General features: G+C 66.8%; 11 protein-coding genes and 1 tRNA gene. 5 read left to right on the top strand and 7 right to left on the bottom strand.

Features of this window, described 5'->3' with window-relative positions; genetic code table 11:
* Positions 1-90: 90 nt before the first annotated feature.
* Positions 91-2250 (top strand): M3 family metallopeptidase, encoded by a 2160-nt coding sequence (locus tag AC07TU_RS01625; RefSeq protein ID WP_495186170.1) that lies wholly within the window; start codon positions 91-93, stop codon positions 2248-2250.
* A 48-nt stretch (positions 2251-2298) separates the two neighbouring features.
* Here AC07TU_RS01625 and AC07TU_RS01620 read toward each other — a convergent pair whose 3' ends face one another.
* From AC07TU_RS01620 to AC07TU_RS01610, 3 genes are all read right to left on the bottom strand, one after another.
* Positions 2299-3687, bottom strand: a complete 1389-nt coding sequence (locus AC07TU_RS01620) for a nicotinate phosphoribosyltransferase (RefSeq protein ID WP_495186169.1) — start codon at positions 3685-3687, stop codon at positions 2299-2301.
* Between the two features lie 54 nt (positions 3688-3741).
* Positions 3742-4806 (bottom strand): bifunctional nicotinamide-nucleotide adenylyltransferase/Nudix hydroxylase, encoded by a 1065-nt coding sequence (locus AC07TU_RS01615; protein WP_495186168.1) that lies wholly within the window; start codon positions 4804-4806, stop codon positions 3742-3744.
* 196 nt (positions 4807-5002) lie between these two features.
* Positions 5003-5076, bottom strand: a tRNA-Gln gene (locus AC07TU_RS01610).
* A gap of 180 nt (positions 5077-5256) precedes the next feature.
* Between AC07TU_RS01610 and AC07TU_RS01605 the strand changes: the two genes are divergently transcribed.
* Both AC07TU_RS01605 and AC07TU_RS01600 read left to right on the top strand, forming a co-directional pair.
* Positions 5257-6318, top strand: a complete 1062-nt coding sequence (locus AC07TU_RS01605) for a Ppx/GppA phosphatase family protein (protein ID WP_495186874.1) — start codon at positions 5257-5259, stop codon at positions 6316-6318.
* A complete protein-coding gene (locus AC07TU_RS01600) occupies positions 6315-7007 on the top strand; it encodes an RlmE family RNA methyltransferase (RefSeq protein ID WP_495186167.1) in 693 nt (230 codons plus the stop codon). The genes AC07TU_RS01605 and AC07TU_RS01600 overlap by 4 nt, the downstream gene beginning before the upstream one ends.
* A gap of 2 nt (positions 7008-7009) precedes the next feature.
* On the opposite strand, the gene pip is transcribed toward AC07TU_RS01600, so the two are convergent.
* The 3 genes from pip to AC07TU_RS01585 form a co-directional block, all read right to left on the bottom strand.
* Positions 7010-7960 carry a prolyl aminopeptidase gene (gene pip / locus AC07TU_RS01595; protein ID WP_495186166.1) on the bottom strand — a complete coding sequence of 317 codons (951 nt, stop codon included), beginning with the start codon at positions 7958-7960 and terminating at the stop codon, positions 7010-7012.
* A 113-nt stretch (positions 7961-8073) separates the two neighbouring features.
* A complete protein-coding gene (locus AC07TU_RS01590) occupies positions 8074-8727 on the bottom strand; it encodes a hypothetical protein (RefSeq protein ID WP_495186165.1) in 654 nt (217 codons plus the stop codon).
* Positions 8724-9197, bottom strand: coding sequence for a hypothetical protein (locus tag AC07TU_RS01585; RefSeq protein ID WP_495186164.1), 474 nt, complete (start codon positions 9195-9197; stop codon positions 8724-8726). Before AC07TU_RS01585 ends, AC07TU_RS01590 begins: the two co-directional genes overlap by 4 nt.
* Positions 9198-9432: 235 nt before the next feature.
* Between AC07TU_RS01585 and AC07TU_RS01580 the strand changes: the two genes are divergently transcribed.
* Positions 9433-11607 (top strand): methyl-accepting chemotaxis protein, encoded by a 2175-nt coding sequence (locus AC07TU_RS01580; RefSeq protein WP_495186163.1) that lies wholly within the window; start codon positions 9433-9435, stop codon positions 11605-11607.
* Positions 11608-11634: 27 nt separating this feature from the next.
* Here AC07TU_RS01580 and AC07TU_RS01575 read toward each other — a convergent pair whose 3' ends face one another.
* Positions 11635-12462, bottom strand: a complete 828-nt coding sequence (locus AC07TU_RS01575; protein ID WP_495186162.1) for a DUF6454 family protein — start codon at positions 12460-12462, stop codon at positions 11635-11637.
* Between the two features lie 196 nt (positions 12463-12658).
* Between AC07TU_RS01575 and AC07TU_RS01570 the strand changes: the two genes are divergently transcribed.
* Positions 12659-18424 carry an alpha-2-macroglobulin family protein gene (locus tag AC07TU_RS01570; RefSeq protein WP_495186161.1) on the top strand — a complete coding sequence of 1922 codons (5766 nt, stop codon included), beginning with the start codon at positions 12659-12661 and terminating at the stop codon, positions 18422-18424.
* The last annotated feature ends 20 nt before the right edge of the window (positions 18425-18444 follow it).

Genomic DNA, 18444 nt, shown 5'->3' with positions numbered 1-18444 from the left:
TGTTCCATTGGTAGGTGGAGTCAACCGCTTGCCAATGACAAATGCGGGTGCGTATCATCTGCCTATCACACCTGATCCTGGGGGAATTTGATGAAGCCCGTCACCGGCGCGATCCTGCTCGCCACCGTCTCGCTCCTTGCCACTACAGCACAGGCCAGTTCGATGTCTCAGACTTCTCCGGCTCCCGCTGCCGCTCCGGCCGATCCGGCGCCGATGCTCAATAAATGGCCCGGCCCGTTCGACGGGGTTCCCCAATGGGACAAGGTGACGCCGGCGATGTTCGGCCCCGCCTTCGAAAAGGGGATGGCCGAGGCGCGCGCTGAATTCGCGAAGATTCGTGACAATCCCGCTGCGCCGACCTTCGCCAACACGATCGAGGCGTCGGAGAAGAACACCAGTGCGCTGGCCCGTGTCTTCCCGGTCTGGGGTGTCTACACCAGCAACCTCGCCAGCCCCGAAGTGCAGAAGATCGCCGCCGAGTGGAGCCCCAAGCTCTCGGCCTTCTTCACCGAGATGAGCCTCGACCCCAAGATGTTCGCGCGGGTGAAGACGCTGTACGACAAGCGCCAGACGCTGGGCCTCAACCCCCAGCAGCTGCGCCTGCTCGAGCGCAGCTATCGCGGTTACGTGACCTCGGGTGCGCTGCTCAACGATGCGCAGAAGGCAGAGGTGAAGCGCATCAACGGCGAGCTGGCCAAGCTCTACACCGATTTCAGCCGCAAGGTGCTGGCGGATGAGGAGACCGCGATCTTCCTCGACAGTGAGGCGGACCTCGCCGGGCTTTCGGACAGCTTCAAGGCGAGCCTTGCCGACGAGGCCAAGGCACGCGGCCAGGCGGGCAAATGGGCGGTCAAGAACACCCGCTCGTCGATGCAGCCGTTCCTGATGTACTCGACCCGCCGCGACCTGCGCGAGAAGGTCTACAAGGCCTATATCAACCGCGGCGACAATGGTGACGCGAACGACACCAACGCCAGCATCGCCGCGATCCTGAAGCTGCGCCAGGAGCGCGCCAAGGTGCTCGGCTTCAAGACCCATGCCGATTACCGCATGGACGACACGATGGCGGAAACCCCCGCCAATGCGATGAAGCTGATGATGTCGGTGTGGCCAGCCGCGCGCGCCCGCGCGATCGAGGAAGTCGCCGACATGCAGGCGCTTGCCGATGCCGAAGCCGCGGCGGGCAAGGGACCCAAGATCACGATCGAGGGCTGGGACTATCGCTATTATTCGGAGAAGGTCCGCAAGGCGAAGTACGACCTCGATGAGAGCGAGGTGAAGCCCTATCTCGAGCTCAACAACATGGTGAACGCCATGTTCTACGCCGCGGGCCGCCTCTACGATCTGCAGTTCAAGGAGAATACGGGTACGATCCCCGTCTTCCACCCCGATGTCCGCACGTTCGAGGTGACGCGCCTCGGCAAGACTGTCGGCGTCTTCTACCTCGACAATTTCGCGCGCGCCGGAAAGCGCTCGGGCGCCTGGGCGACCGCCTATCGCACCCGTTCGGGGATCAAGGGCGACCAGATCGTGCTGGCGTCGAACAACAACAATTTCACCAAGGGCGGCGGCGGCGAACCGACGCTGATCAGCCTCGACGACGCGACGACGCTGTTCCACGAGTTCGGCCATGCGCTGCACAGCCTGATCGGCGACGTCTATTACCCGGGCCTTGCTGGCACGCCGCGCGACTTCGTCGAGTATCCGAGCCAGGTGAACGAGAACTGGCTGCTGACGCCCGACGTACTCAGCCGCTTCGCCAAGCATTACAAGACCGGTGAGGTGATCCCGGCGGCGCTGGTCGCGAAGATCGAGAAGGCGGACACCTTCAACCAGGGCTTCAGCACGGTCGAGTATCTGTCCTCGGCGATCGTCGACATGAAGCTGCACGACCGCACCGTGCCGGTGACCGATCCCGACGCGTTCGAGCGCGACGCGCTGGCCGAGCTCAAGATGCCCAAGGAGATCGTGATGCGGCACCGCCTGCCGCAGTTCAATCACCTCTTCTCATCCGATGCCTATTCGGCGGGCTATTACAGCTATCTCTGGTCGGAGACGATGGATGCCGACACCTGGGCGGCGTTCACCGAGACGGGCAATGTCTGGGACAAGACCGTCGCCGACAAGTTCCGCACCATCCTGCTTGCCACCGGCAACGAAACCGACCGCAAGGAAGCCTATAAGGCCTTCCGCGGCCGCGATCCCGATGTGAAGGCGCTGTTCAAGCGCCGCGGCTTCCCGTCGGAGTGAGGTTTGGGCGCCGCCGGAGTGGTCCGGCGGCGCTTTCACCCCGGGCTGTCACCAGCAGCTGGCGCGCTCGCGGAGCTGATCGAAGCTGTGTCGGACCAATAGCTCGCCATCGCGCCATACCGGCACGAGCAGGTCTTCGTCCGGCGCGATCTCGTCCCGGCGCTTGGCCGCAAGCGTTCCGTCCGGCTGGCGAATGACGGCCTGTCGCCCGGCCTTGCTTCCCTTGCCCGGATCAGTCGCCGGGGTCTTACTGACGTCATGCCAGATGCCGTCGGCGTCGCGCATGGCATTGGCCTTCATCGCAAAACGCAGCGTGTCGCGGTTGACCAGTTGCAGCAGCCCGCCGCCCATGCCGAAGGCGATGTTGTCGATCGCGAACCCGGCGTCGAGCATCGCCTGCACCAGCTGAGCGATGCTTTCGACATTCATCCCGTCACCCTGAATCACCCGGACATGGCTGTCGAGGACGCGATAGCCCTTGGCATTGACGGTTCCCCCGAACAGCTCCCACAGCTTCCGCACGGTCCGCACCGGCGTTTCCACCGGATCGCCGCTGTCGGGCCGAACCACCAGCGTGCCCTTGCGCGCCAGCACCGCGTCGCGCAGGCGCCGGCCCCAGATTTCGCTCACCGCATGGTCGAGGTCGTAGCTGTCGGAGACCACGGCGACGATCTTGCCCTCGCCGTCGAATCGGTCGAGCAGGTTACGATAGGCCAGCTCCTCGCGGTCGCGGCCCCAGCTGGTGATCGTGCTGTGCTCCGCCGCCGGGATGGAGAAGCCGGGCATGCCGGCGCCATAGTAACGGCGCGCGGCGACCAGCCCTTCCATCGTATCGGTGCCCATGAAGTTGACGAGATGCGCCATCCCGCCAAGCCCCGCGCTTTCGCCGCTGGAGACGCCGCGCGCGCCGAAATCGTGCAGCTTGAAGGGCAGCTGGCCGGCGGGATCGTCGCTGCTTTGCTCCAGCCCCGCACCGATCACCGCGCGGCATTGCGCGCTCAACGTCGCGACGGTGCTGGGATACCAGACGGCGCGCAGCAGCGCGGTTTCGACGAAGGTGGTCAGCCAGGGGAGATCCGGGTCGGTGTTGACCAGCTCGACCAGCGGGACGCCGGTCGGCACCACCATGCCCTCGGGCAAAGCGCGGATCTCGAGCGGCAGCCAGCCGCCGTGCCGGTCGACGATCGCCGCCCATCCGGCACGGTTGAACGGAACGCCGTGCGCGGCGCAGATGTCCTCGGCTTCGTCGATATCGGCGTGCGTAACAGGGCGACCAAGCATGTCGATCAGCCAGGTCTGCAGGCCGAGAAAGATCAGCCGGTCGCTGAACGGATTGGGTCGTGCCTCGACATAGGCGCTGATCGCGCGTGCCTCCGGCGGATATTGCAGGAAATGGCTCTGCTTATAGCTGTCGCTAGCGAGAATGATGTTGGTCATGATCGTGAACTCCTCACGGGATGATCGCGCGCCGGACTCCCCGGCACGCGGACGTCACAGGTCGGCCATCTCCTCGATGATCGACCAGTGATCTTCGAACAGCATCGGCGGGGTCAGGTCGCCGATGCGGTACCAGCGGGCATGCGCGGCATCGTCGCCGCCCTTGACGCGAAACAGCTGCCGCCGCTCAGGCAGGCGGAACAGGAAGGCGTGGGTGATGATCCGTCCGCGCAGCGAACGGTTGGGCGCGTCGAACACCCGCGTGCGGTGATCCTCGATGAAGCTCGCGAGCATCGCCGGCGGGATCTGACCCTTGGCATCGGCGATGCCCGTCTCTTCGCGCAGCTCGCGGATCGCGGCGTCGCGGATGCGCTCGTCCGGATTGACGAACCCGCCGGGCAGCGCGAGCAGCCCCTTGCCGGGCAGGCGACCGCGCTCGACCAGCAGGATATGGCCCGACTGGACGACGACCGCATCGGCGGTGACGAAGGGGCCGGGACCCCATTGTTTCGGATAGTCGTCCAGATATTCCCGCTCGGCGAGCAGCTGGGCAAAGCTGCTGCCCAGCTTGAACTCGTCGAGCCATTTGGCGACCGCGCCGGGCAGGATCGAGGCGGGAACCTCCGGAATCCGCTGGAAATAGCGCTGGCGCACATCGGCCGAGCTGAAGGTGCCGAACTGGCTGTCGAGCTGGATGCTGTCCCATTCGGGAAACAGCTTGAGGTAGAAGCTGCTGCTGTCCTTGCCATAGCCGGTCAGCGCGACCTTGAAGTCGTTGAGCCCCAGGTTACGGTGGCCATGGCTGTTGCCGACCTCAAGCACCAGCGCGTTGACGCGGCGCTGAACCGCGGTCACCCAGGCGGTGTCGGAATAGAGATGATCGTCCAGCGGCGCGACGATCAGGCGCTCCTGCGCCATCTCGTACGCGAAGCAGCTGCGGAATTGCGCGGCGCGTTCTTCATAGGTGAAGGGGTTGCGCGGATCGCGCGCGACATTGGCAGATCCGATCAGGACGATGAGATGCTTGACCCGCTCTAGTGCCTGGCGAACGACATGTTCGTGGCCGGCGTGCAGCGGCTGGAAGCGTCCAATGAAGACGCCGAAATCGATATCGTGCATTCGAGGCTCCCTCGATCGCTATGTAAATCCACGGACTCCCCGTGGACGCCACCTTTATATCGCGCGCCGGATCGTGCCGCAAGCGCAACGGCGCCCGCCGAACGGGTTTCCACCGCTGGCGATCGACGCTGGCACGCCGTTCCGCAGGACAGATCGAAGCCTGTATGCGCGCCTAGGATCTGGTGCTGTAGAGAATTGGATGCCCGACAAGGACTCGAACCTTGATTGACGGAGTCAGAGTCCGCTCTCTTACCATTAGAGGATCGGGCATCACCGACCGAAGTCAGGCGGGGGCAATTAGGAGGAGAAACTGGGCTGGTCAAGAGGGTTCGGGCCGGTTTTGCACTGCCGGTCGCTCGCCTTGCCGATGTCCCCGCCTTGCGCTAGCTTCCTCCTCAAGCACCGGCGGTCCGTTTCGGCCGTGACGGAAGAACATAAGTGAGTGATTTGATGGGGGATGGCTCCGCCAGGATGCCGCGCCCGCCGGCTCCGAAACCGGCCCGCCCGGCCCCAAAACCGTCTCCGCCCCCGCAGGGGCGGGCACGCTGGCCAGAGGCGCGGCACTATGCTGCGCTCGACCTTGGCACCAATAATTGCCGGCTGCTGATCGCCCGTCCGCAAGGGGCAGGGTTCACCGTGGTCGATGCCTTTTCGCGAATCGTCCGCCTCGGCGAAGGGCTGGCGTCGAGCGGGCGGCTGTCCGACGCCGCGATCGAGCGCACCATCGCCGCGCTCAAGATCTGCGCGGACAAGCTCAAGCGCCGCCATGTCGCGCTGTCGCGTTCGGTCGCGACCGAGGCGTGCCGTCAGGCGTCCAACGGACCGGAATTCATCCAGCGCGTCTATCGCGAGACGGGGATCGTGCTCGACATCATCACCGCCGAGGAAGAGGCGCGTCTCGCGGTGCTGGGCTGTCACGCGCTGCTCGAACCGGGTGACGGCCCGGCTTTGGTGTTCGACATCGGTGGCGGATCGACCGAGCTGGTGCTGGTCGATTCGACGGACACGCAGCCCCGCATCCTCGACTGGCACAGCGCGCCCTGGGGCGTGGTCTCGCTGACCGAGGCGCGCGGCATCGCCGATGATCGCGATCCTGAGGTGCGCGCCAGCAGCTATGCGCGGATGCGGGCGAGCGTCGCCGAGGCGTTTGCGCCGTTCATCGAACGGCTTCCGGCGATCAGCGGCACGCCGCGGCTGCTGGGCACCAGCGGCACGGTCACCACGCTCGCCAGCGTTCATCTTGGCCTGCCTTCCTATGATCGCTCGGCGGTGGATGGCCTGATCGTTCCTGCCGCCTCGATGCGCGCGGTCAGCCAGCGCATCGCCGGGCTGGACATGGCGGGTCGCTCGACTATTCCCTGCATCGGCGCGGAGCGGGCCGATCTGGTCGTCGCGGGCTGCGCGATCCTGGAGACGATCATGGACATCTGGCCTGCCGAGCGGCTCGGCATCGCCGATCGCGGCATCCGCGAAGGCATCCTCCGCCGCCTGATGGGCGCGCGGGCCCAATGAGCAGGGGCGGAACCCGCGGGCATACGCGCGTCCGCACCGGGCGCGGGCGCACCAGCCAGTCGGTGCGCTGGCTCGAGCGTCAGCTCAACGACCCGTACGTCAAAAAGGCCAAGGCTGAGGGCTATCGCAGCCGCGCGGCCTATAAGCTGATCGAGCTCGACGAGAAGTTCGACTTCCTCAAGGGTACGAAGCGCGTCGTCGATCTGGGCCTTGCACCCGGCGGGTGGAGCCAGGTCGTGCGCCGCAAATGCCCCAAGGCAGCGGTGGTCGGCATCGACCTGCTGCCGGTCGACCCGATCGACGGGGTGACGATCTTCCAGATGGACTTCATGGACGATGCCGCGCCGGGCAGGCTGATGGAGGCGCTGGGCGGCGCGCCCGACCTGGTCATGTCGGATATGGCGGCGAACACCGTCGGCCACCCGCAGACCGACGCGCTGCGCACCATGGGGCTGGTCGAGCTGGCGTTCGACTTCGCGATCAACAACCTCGCGCCCGGCGGCACCTTTGTCAGCAAGGTGTTCGCGAGCGGTGGCGACGGCAAGTTCGTTGCCGAGATGAAGCGCGCCTTTTCCAGCGTGAAGCACGCCAAGCCGCCGTCGAGCCGCAAGGGATCGGTCGAATGGTTCGTGGTGGCACAGGGCTTCAAGGGACGCCCCGAACCGGCGGAGGACCAGCCGGGCGACTGACGTTATGCTGCCGCGTAGCGGTCGGTAGCGCGGATCAGCTGGTCGAGGATGCCGGGTTCGGAAAAGGCGTGACCAGCCCCTTCGATCAGGTGGAAATCCGCTTCCGGCCAGGCCTTGTGCAATTGCCAAGCGTAGCGCGCCGGGCAGGGCATGTCGTAGCGGCCATGCACGATCGTCCCCGCTATGCCGTGGAGCTTGTGCGCGTCGCGCAGCAGCTGCCCCGGCTCGAGCCAGCAGCCATGGACGAAATAATGCGTCTCGATCCGCGCGAAGGCGAGCGCGAACTCGTCCTCGTCATGGTGAGCGGACAAAGCGGGGTCGGGGAGCAGGGTGACGGTTTCGCCCTCGAACACGCTCCACGCGCGTGCCGCCGCGACCTGTTCCTCGCGCGTACCGGTGGTCAGGCGGCGGTGATAGGCGGAGAGCAGGTCGCCGCGTTCCGCCTCCGGGATCGGCGCCGCGAAGCGTTCATACTTGTCGGGGAACATCTCCGACACGCCGAACTGGTAGAACCAGTCGAGCTCGGGCTTCGTACAGGTGTAGATGCCGCGCAGGACGATCTCGCTCACCCGGTCGGCATGGGCCTGCGCATAGGCGAGCGCGAGGGTGGAACCCCAGGAGCCGCCGAACACCAGCCATTGATCGGCCCCAGCGAGTTCGCGCAGCCGCTCGATATCCGCGACGAGGTGCCAGGTGGTGTTGGCGTCGAGGCTGGCATGCGGCGTCGATCGCCCGCAGCCGCGCTGGTCGAACAGCAGCACGTCGTAGCGCGCGGGATCGAACAGGCGGCGATGGAGCGAGGAGAAACCACCGCCCGGCCCGCCATGCAGGAACACGGCGGGCTTGGCGCCCGGCGTCCCGGAACGCTCGTAATAGATGGAGTGGCCATCGCCGACGTCGAGCATGCCCGACGCATAGGGTTCGATCTCGGGATAGAGGGTGCGCAGTGTCATGGGGCGGTTGTGGGGGTTTCGGCGCGCGATGGGAAGGCGTGTTCGGCGCAGTCCCGGTCATTCGGCGCGGGAGCGGCCGCGTCTGCAAGCAGGCCGCCGCCGACCTGATCAACCTAGTCCTCCCAACCTTTCAGCAATCCGGCGTCAGCGGGAAACAGGCAAACAAGCGTCGTCATGGCGGGTTGACTGCCCCAATAGGGGGTGCCCGCTCGATTGTACCCGAGCCGGCGACCGCGATATCCATGGCTATCGGCCCATTCGCGTGCGGATTTGCCCATTTCGAGCGCGCGCAGGCCAAGAAAGCTGCCCAGACTCTTTTTGAACCTGTCGATCCGGCTGTTGAACGCCATGGTCAGATGTGTGTCGGGAACGTCCGAAAGTGCCGTTGGGGCCATGCCCTTCGACACCGCATCGACATATGCAGCCCTGAACTCAGCCAGATCGCGCGCCAGAATCCGGTTCTTGATCTCCTGAAGCGCGCCACAGCCCTCCGCCGGACCCACGTCCCCGAAAAAGGCCTGCCAATCCGCCCCTTCCCGATATTCCATGCCGAGCATGGTATTGAACCAGGCGTGAAAATCCGCATCCGGCAACTGTGCCATGCGTTCGGGCAGTGGGGATATGCTCTGGGAAAAGGCGGGCTGGGCCGCGCCGAATGCAAACAGCGCCAACCCAATCCATCGTAACGAAGCCGCCATATTCTTATCGCCTCTTGGGGTGGTTGTTGCGCCTTCAAGCAACGCCTGCTCCCCATAGCCGCCGCTCATCCGCCCGGCCCCGCGGGTATGCAGATGCCGGAGGCTACCGGATGGTAGGCGGGAACCTCGACGTTCCGGGAGGCTGTGTCCTGGAAGATGATCGCATAGCCGTTGGTGCGGGGGTTTCCACCTTCGAAAACGAGCCGGATGCCGGTGCGCGGGGAGAAGGCGCCCGGCGGTGTGCCGTTCGGCCCCTTCGGGCGGCTCACAATTTCGAAGGTTCCGCTGGCCAGGGCCCGCGCGGTGACCGGGTGTTTGCTAGATCCGAGCCTGGCGGACAGGATTTCGACTTCGAACGCTCCGCCAGCGCGCGGCGCTATGGCGACATCGAACGCGTCGAAAAGCGTGCGATCGCCGCCGAACGCCTCGCACCGGTAAACGGGCGCGAACATCGCGGTGTCCGCCGCCAGAGCCGGCGTGGATGACAGGACGGCAAGGAACGATGCTGCCAGGCCGCGGGGAGTTTGAAAACGCGCCATGACCCTACTCCAAGGCACCAACCGGCCGAGATCATCAGCCCCGGCTTTGCGGGCAGAACCCCGACACTGGGTTCGCCAGCGTCCACAGTCAATGTGCGAGCAACCCGGATATGCCAGATTCAGGCGTCACGTCCGCGCCGGTCCGATTGCGCATCCCCTATAATGAAATCGAATGCCGCCTTTCCGGGCGGCCTGGATCATAGGGGTCGCGTTCATGCTCTCTTTCCGCCGGTTGATGATTGCGCCGAAGCTGCTGACCATCGCGGGGGTGCTGATCGCCTCCCTCTTCGTCGTCGGGTTCGCGGTGGTGATCGTGCAGGCATCGAACAGCGTCTCGGGCCTTTCGCAGGATTCGGCGGATGCCCAGGCCGACGCGATCTCGAAGCAGCTTGCCGGCGAGATCGGCACGGTCGATGCGACGGTCCGGTCGATGAGCGCGTCCCTGGCGACGCTCCACCGCTCGGGCGTGCGCGACCGCGACATCGCGATGTCCGCGCTCAAGCCGAACATCGACGCGTCGCCGCTCGCGCTGGCGAGCTGGTTCTTCGAGGAGCCGCTCGGCTTCGATGGGCAGGCAGCCCCGGGCCGCTCCGGATCGACGCCCGCCGGGGCCTTCATGCCCTATTGGATCAAGCGCGACGGTCAGGTCCTGATGGAGCCGAACGTGGAGGCGGGCCTCTATTCGGCGGACTATTACAAATTGTCGCGAGAGAGCGGCAAGGCGGCCCTGACCGAACCCTATACCTATGAGACCGGCGGCAAGGTCATCACCATGACCTCGGTCACCTATCCGGTCGTGTCGAGCGGCAAGGTGATCGGCGTCGCCGGGATCGACATCGCGCTGACCGACATCTCCACCCACCTCAACCAGATCAAGCCCTTCGGCACCGGCCGGGTCATGCTGCTGTCGCAGTCCGCGCTCTGGGTCGCGCATCCCGATGCCGCCGCGCGGATGAAGCCCTATGGCGATGCCGGCGCCGATGCGGTCAAGCAGGCGCTGGCCACCGGCGAGACGAAGCGTATCGCGATGGAGGGGCCGGACGGCGACATCGTCCGCACGATCCGCCCGCTCCGGCTGCCCGCGCTCAATGCGACCTGGGCGGTGGTGATGGACGTGCCGGTTGCGGCGCTGAGTGCGCCCGCCAACCGCCTCGCCTGGCAGCTCGTGCTTGTGGGATTGCTGGTCCTGGCCGCGGTCATCGCCGGTCTCTTCTACGCTGTCCGCGCCATTGTCGGCCGTCCCCTGGGCGCACTGAGCGTGACGGTGGACCGGCTGGCCAAGGGCGAAGCGCAGTCGCTTCCCTATCTTGAGCGCGAGGACGAAATCGGCACGCTCGCCCGGGCCTCCGACGTCTTCCGCCAGGCCAGCGAGGATCGCGCCAAGGCCGACGCCCTCGCTGCCGCGGAGCAGAAGCAGGTGGTGGACACCGTCTCGGACCATCTGGAAGCACTGGCCGGGGGCGATCTGACCACGGAGATCGATGCGGCGTTCCCGCCGGCCTATGCGGCGCTCAAGAGCAACTTCAACAAGGCGCTGGGTGCCCTGCGCGGCCTGATCGGCAAGGTCACGGAAAGCGCAGCCACGATCCGCACCGGCTCGCACGAGATCGCCGGGGCCTCGGAGGATCTCGCCCGCCGGACCGAAGCCAGCGCGGCAAGCCTCGAAGAGACGTCCGCGGCGGTCACCCAGATCGACGGCCGCCTGAAGGCCACCGCCCAGGCCGCCGGCCGGACGGTCGCGCGCGCCGACGACGCGATCGCCACGGTGGCGGACGGCCGCGAGATCGCCAGCGAGACGGTTCAGGCAATGACCCGCGTCTCGCAGAGCGCCAAGGGCATCGACGATGTGATCGAGGGTCTGGACAAGATCGCCTTCCAGACGCGCGTGCTTGCGATGAACGCCGCGGTGGAAGCCGGCCGTGCCGGCGAGGCGGGCCGCGGGTTCGCGGTGGTCGCCGATCTGGTCAGCGCGCTTGCGATGCGCGCCGAGGAAGAAGCCGGCCGCGCCCGCGACCAGCTCACCGCCGCGCAGCACGATATCGTGACCGCAGTGGAGATGGTGCAGAAGGTCGACGGCGCCCTTGCCGGCATCTCGAACGACGTCGCCGAGGTGCACAGCCTTCTCGGGCAGATGGCGACGGACAATCAGGCCCAGTCGACCGCGATCAGCCAGATCAGCGTGGCAATCGGCACGATGGATCAGGCGACGCAGCAGAATGCGGCGATGGTGGAGGAGACTTCAGCCGCTGCGCGCAACCTCACGACCGAAGTCCAGGCGCTCTCGCAACAGGCGATGCACTTCAAGGTCGATACCGGCTCTCGCAGCAGCGGTGCGAATGGCAGGGTCGCCAGGGCCGGCGTTCCGCCGAGGGCAGTGGAGCTTCGGGAGCCTGTGGGCGCCCTGGTCTAGCATGGGCCCCGGTCTGCTGCCGTGAGGTCAGGCCGGGCGGTCCCCGCCGCGATCGTCCAGCCGGAAATGGAACATGCGGCTGGGGCCGTCTTCGGGAACGAGGTAGAGGTCGCGGCCCTCGATCGCCATGCCTTCGCCGGTATAGGGGCCGCCGCGCCCGATCGGACGGATCGGGCCGATGGCACCGGCGCGCAGCGTCCGCGTGACCCTCATCGACGGCCAGTCGATCCAGTCGACCGCGCCGCTCCAGGGGGTGATCGCGCCGCCCGCGACCAGCTGGTCGCCGACGAATTTCATGTCCTGATGCCGGGTGGCTGAGGGGTTGGGCACGATACGCGGCGTCGCCTTCTTCGCGAGATCGAAGATGTAGAGCAGGCGGCCGTCCCAATTGCCTGCCACCAGCGTTCGGCCCGATGCCGCGACGAAGCCGAGATGGTCGGCGACGGGGATTTTGCGGCGGACCTGAAGCGTGTCGGCATCGACCTCGACCAGGATCGCGGAGCTGCGCGCCCGGTATTCTGCGACCGGAACCCAGATCGAGCGGCCCGAAAGCGAGATGCCGCCGGGATGATAGCGTGCGCCGTCGGTCAGCTCGAGGCGGCGCAGGATCTTGCCCGAACGCCGGTCGAATTCGTGGAGATACGCCTTGCGGTTCGCCTCATCGACCGAGGTGACCCAGATGCGTGTGCGTTCGAGTTCGAGGCCCTGGACATGAAACAGTTCGCCATCGAGCTGGAGCGCGCCGATCAGCTGCGCCCGCTCGATCGGCTCGTCGGACGGGTCCGGGGCGGCGGCGGTCGACAGGCTGACCAGCGCCAACAGCGGTAGGCCCGACCGGATCGCCTTGCGGATCATCTGACTTGCCCCCGAACGCCGATGTCGCGAGGCCCTTCGCAGATTCATGTGTCAGAAAAGGCAAAGCCGCGTTTCAGAAATGCTGCACCGCACGAGGCAGTTGTGGGCGGCCAAATCCCGCTTTTTCAAAGCTCTCACTGGACTTGGCCCGTGCGCGGCGGGTAAGTTTCGCGCCGTCCTGCAAGGGGAAGGATCGATGAAGCATTTCGCACGCGCCGCCGCGGTTCTCGCACTGGCGCTCGCGCCGATCGCCGCTTGGGGGGATTCCAGCCCGCAAGTGGTGCTCGCCACCCCCGGCATGGGCGACGGCGCGATCGAGCGCTTCACGATCCGGTTCAGCGCGCCGATGGTGCCGTTGGGCGATCCGCGCGCGGCGGCGCCGGCCAAGGTCAATTGCGCGGTCGGCGGCGAGGGGCGCTGGGTCGACCAGCAGACCTTCGTCCATGAATTCGCGACCCCGCTCCCCGGCGGTACGGTGTGCGAATTCGAGCTCAACGAGAAGCTGAAGGGCCTGTCGGGCTACGAGGTCACCGGATCGCGGACCTTCAAGGTCGATGCCGGCGGACCGACCGTGAAGGGCATGTTGCCGAGCCGTTACGGCGGGCAGATCGAGGAGGACCAGGTCTTCCTGATCGGCACCAACATGCCCGCGACGCGCGAATCGATCGCCGCGGGCGCCTATTGCGCGGTTGAGGGGCTGGGCGAGAAGATCCCGGTCGAGGTGCTCGGCGCGGACCTGCCCGGCAAGCTGATCAAGGATCTGAACCCCGAGCGCTGGGAAGTCCGCAACTTCCTCACCGATTCGGGCATTGCCGAGAAACTGCCCGACAATGACGCCGACCGCGCCAAGGCGCTGGCGAGCGTGGTCGCGGTCAAGTGCGGCCGTCCGCTGCCCCCGGGACGCGATGTCTCGCTAGTGTGGGGCGCATCGATCGCGGGTGCGGGCGGCAAGACCGCGGGCGCCGAGCAGCGCTTCGACTTCACCGTGCGCAAGCCGTTCACCGCGCGCTTCGAATGTTCGCGCGTCAACCCGCAGGCGGGCTGCTCGCCGGTGCAGGAGGCGTGGGTGCGCTTCAGCGCGCGGGTGCCGAAGGAACTGGCCGAGCAGGTCCGCATCGAGCTGCCCGACGGCAAGAAGCTGGCGCCCGAATTGTCGGACGACGACAAGCGCGCCAACACCGTCAGCGACTTGAAGTTCAAGGCGCCACTCCCCGCATCGACCACGGCGAAGCTGGTGCTTCCCGCCGGGGTCAAGGACGAGAGCGGGCGCGTGCTGTCCAACGCCGAGCGCTTCCCGCTGGAAGTCCGTTTCGACGAGGCGCCGCCGCTGGTGAAGTTTGCCGCGCCGTTCGGGATCATCGAGGCGCAGGAGGGCGGCATCCTGCCCGTCACCGTGCGCAACGTCGAAGCCTCGCTTCAGGGCAAGGGGCTCTCCGTGACCGGCCAGCATATGCGGGTCGACGGCGCGGACGGCGTGATCGCCAAATGGCTGCGCGATATCGACACTGCCGACGACTATAAGGTCGACGAGATCAAGCGCGGCGAGGAGACGGTCCGGATCAACCAGACCGGCGCCAAGTCGATCCTGCCCCAGGGCCTTGGCACCGCGCTCGAGCCGATCGCGCTGCCCGGCAAGGGCAAGGAGTTCGAGGTCGTCGGAATCCCGCTTACCAAGCCCGGATTCTATGTGGTGGAGTTGGCTTCGCCCCAATTGGGTCAGGCGCTGCTCGGGCGCAACGCGCCGCGTTACGTGGCGGCGGGCGCGCTCGTCACCAATATGGCGGTCCATTTCAAATGGGGCCGCGAGGGCTCGCTCGCCTGGGTGACGTCGCTCGACAGCGGCAAGCCGGTCTCGGGTGCGGCGGTACAGGTCACCGACAGCTGCACCGGCGCGGCACTGGCCAAGGGCACTACCGACGATATGGGCCGCCTGGCGGTCAAGCAGGGCATCCCCGAGCCGCAGAGTTGGGGCAATTGCGACGACAGCAGCTCGCACCCGCTGATGGTGTCGGCGCGCAAGGGCGACGATATGAGCTTCACGCTGACCGCGTGGGGCGAGGGGATCCGCCCGTACGACTTCGACCTGCGCTACGGCTATGAGGCGGCGAACGAGATCGTCCATACGATCTTCGACCGCGCGCTGGTGCGCCAGGGCGAGGTGGTGAACATGAAGCATGTGCTGCGCCGCCCGGTGGCGCAGGGCTTCATCACCCCGGCTGGCTTCACCGGCAAGTTGAAGCTGAGCCATCGCGGATCGGATACAAGCTTCGAGTTGCCGGTCACGGTCGATGCCTCGGGCACCGGCGAGACGCAGTGGAACGTCCCGCAGGGCGCGCCGATGGGCGATTACGACCTGCAATTCGTCGGACCCGGCAAGGACGGGGCCGAGCAGACGATCTGGACCAGCCAGTCGATCAAGGTCGACGAATACAAACTCCCGACGATGAAGGCGTCGGTCGCGGGGCCGAAGGAGGCCGCGATCAAGCCCAAGAGCCTGCCGCTCGACCTGTTCGTCGGCTATCTCTCCGGCGGGGGCGCATCGAACCTGCCGGTCGAGCTGCGCATCGGCTATTATGACGGCATCTCGGCGCCCACCGGCTATGACGGTTACAGCTTTGGCGGCAAGGCGATCGCCGAGGGGACCAAGCCGCTCAACGGCGAAGGCGAGGAAGATACCGTCACCTTGCCGCCGATGCAGACCTTGCCGGTGACCTTGGGCGCCGACGGGACGACGCGCACCAGCGTGGACATTCCCCAGACGCTCGACGGCAACAGCCAGATGCGCGTCGAGATGGATTACCAGGATGCCAATGGCGAGATCCTGACCGCATCGCGCCGCGTGCCGATCTACGCCTCGGGCGTTCAACTCGGCATCAAGACCGACGGCTGGCTGATGAAGGAGGACGATCTGCGCCTGCGCCTCGTCGCGCTGGGCACCGACGGCAAGCCGATCAAGGGCCAGAAGGTTCAGGTCGCGCTGTACAGCCGCGAAATCCTGACCGCGCGGCGGCGGCTGATCGGCGGCTTCTACGCCTATGAGAACAACGCCAAGACCACCAAGATCAGCGCAAGCTGCTCGGCATCGACCGACGAACTCGGTCTGGCGCAATGCGCGATCGATCCGGGCGTGTCGGGTGAGGTCTATGCGGTGGCGACCACCACCGACAGCAACGGCAATGTCGCGCGTGCCGTAACCTCGGTGTGGCTGGCGGGCGAGGACGACTGGTGGTTCGGCGGCGACAATGGCGACCGCATGGACGTCATCCCCGAACAACAGGAGTATAAGTCGACCGACACCGCGCGCTTCCAGGTGCGCATGCCGTTCCGCAAGGCGACGGCGCTGGTGACGGTCGAGCGCGAGGGCGTGATGTCGAGCTTCGTCACCGAGCTGTCGGGCGACAATCCGGTGGTCGAGGTGCCGATGCAGGGCGTCTATGCCCCGGACGTGTTCGTTTCGGTCATGGCGGTGCGCGGACGCATCGGCGGGTGGAAATTGTGGTGGGCGGACTTGGCGCGCCGCTGGAACCTGCCCTTCTTCTCGCGTGAGGGCGCGGCGCCAACCGCGATGGTCGACCTCGCCAAGCCGAGCTATCGCCTGGGCATCGCCAAGGTGAAGGTCGGCTGGGAAGGCCACCGCATGAACGTGGCGGTGAAGGCGGACAAGGAACGCTATGCCGCGCGCGACACGGCCAAGGTCGCGCTTCAGGTCAACAACCCCGACGGCAGCGTCGCACCGAGCGCCGATGTCGCCTTCGTCGCGGTGGACGAGGCACTGCTGCAGCTCGCGCCGAACGAGAGCTGGGACGTGCTCGGCGCGATGATGGGCGAGCGGCCGATCTCGGTGCTCACCTCGACCGCGCAGACCCAGGTGGTCGGCAAGCGCCATTATGGGCGCAAGGCGGTCGAGGCCGGCGGCGGTGGCGGCGGCGATCTCTCCGCGCTCAACCGCGAGAATTTCCAGCCGGTGCTGCTGTGGCGCGGCAAGGTGCCATTGGACGCACAGGGCAAGGCGCAGGTCGATGTGCCGCTGAGCGACGCGCTGACCTCGTTCAAGCTCGTCGCGATCGCGCTGGGGGACAAGGGCCAGAGCTTCGGCACGGGCGAGACCAGCATCCGCAGCGCGCAGGATCTGTCGATCTTCGCCGGCATTCCGCCGCTGGTGCGCAATGGCGACTTCTTCTCGGCCGGCTTCACGCTGCGCAATGGCTCGGACAAGCCGATGAAGGTGACCGCGCATGTCGAGCTGTCGCCCAAGGTGGCCGAGGGCCGCGACCTGACGGTCGAGATCCCGGCGGGCGGTGCAGTGCCGGTCGCGTGGAACCTGACGGCGCCTGCTGGCTTCGACAAGCTCCAGTGGAAGGTCACGGCCAAGGACGAGAGCGGCAAGGCGAGCGACGCGATCACCGTGAGCCAGGACATTGCGCCCGCGGTGCCGGTCGAGACCTGGGCGGCGACGTTGGTGCGTGTGGGTGAAGGCGGACCGATCGCGATCCAGCCGCCGGCGGGCGCATTGCCCGGCTTCGGCAACGTCTCGATCCTGCTCACCGACACGCTGGCGCCGCCGCTTCAGGGCGTGCGCGACTATATGGCGGCCTATCCCTATGGCTGTTTCGAGCAGCGCACCTCGCGTGCGATCGTGCTCGGCGACATGGGCGAGTGGAACCGTCTGTCGGGCGAAATGCCGGTCTATCTCGATAGCGACGGCTTGCTCCGCTACTTCCCGTCGGACAGCCTGCGCGGGTCGGAAGCGCTGACCAGCTATATCCTGTCGATCACTGCCGAGGCGGGGCTGCCGATCCCGGACGGGCCGCGCGGCCGCATGATCGAGGCGCTCAAGGCCGTGCTCGACGGGCGGCTGCGGCATGAGGATTATGGCGATGTCCGCCTGCAGAAGGTCGCAGCGTTCGCGGCGCTGGCGCGGCAGGGTGCGGCGACCTCCGCGATGCTCGGCCAGATCGGCATGACGCCGCAGGACATGCCGACCTCGACGCTCGCCGATTACATCGCGGCTTTGGGCAAGGTGCCCGGTCTCGCCAATGGCGCGCAGCTGCGCGCGGCGGCGGAGGGCGTGCTCAAGACCCGGCTGGTCTATGAGGGCACGCGCATCGACCTCTCCGACAGCGCCAACACCGCGTGGTGGATGATGTCGTCGGGCGACGAATCGGTGCTGCGCGCACTGGTCGCGACGCTGGGCCGTCCGTCCTTCGCGGGCGAAGGGCCGAAGATGATGGTCGGTGCCGCGTTCCGCCAGCAGCGTGGGCATTGGGACACCACCACCGCCAACGCCTGGGGCGTGATCGCCGCGCGCAAGTTCGGAAGCGTGTATCCGGCGAGCGCGGTCGCGGGGATCACCACCGCGTCGCTGGTGACGCAGAGCGTGACGCGCAGCTGGCCGCTGCCCGAACCGCAGCGCAGCTTCACCCTCCCGCTTCCGGCGGTGGGCCAGCAGACGCCGCTGACGCTCAGCCAGTCGGGCGGGGCCGGGCCCTGGGCGATGGTGCAGGTCAAGGCCGCGGTGCCGCTGACCCAGCCGCTGAGCGCCGGGTACAAGCTCAGCAAGAAGACCGAGGTCGTTCAGGCCAAGACGCAGGGGACGCTGACCCGCGGCGACGTGATCCGGGTGACGCTGACGGTCGAGGCGACCGCGGACCGCAACTGGGTGGTGATCAATGACCCCGTGCCCGCGGGCGCGACGGTGATCGGATCGCTCGGCGGGCAATCGGAGATGCTGGCCGAGGGTGGCGAGACCGCCGGATCGCAGCCGAGCTATGTCGAGCGCGGGCGCGACGCCTGGCGCGGCTATTTCGCCTGGCTGCCGCGCGGCACGCACACGGTGACCTATGTCATGCGCCTCAACGCCGCGGGCCGGATGCAGCTGCCGCCATCGAAGGTCGAGGCGATGTACTCGCCTGAGATCCGCGCGGCGGTGCCGAACCAGCCGATGGTGATCGCGCAGCGGTGACGTGAGGGGCGATTCGAGTG

The sequence above is a fragment of the Sphingomonas sp. GW821-FHT03E12 genome (assembly GCF_059420685.1).
The sequence above is the reverse complement of the archived record's forward strand: the minus strand, read 5'-3'. Positions and strand labels throughout refer to the sequence as shown.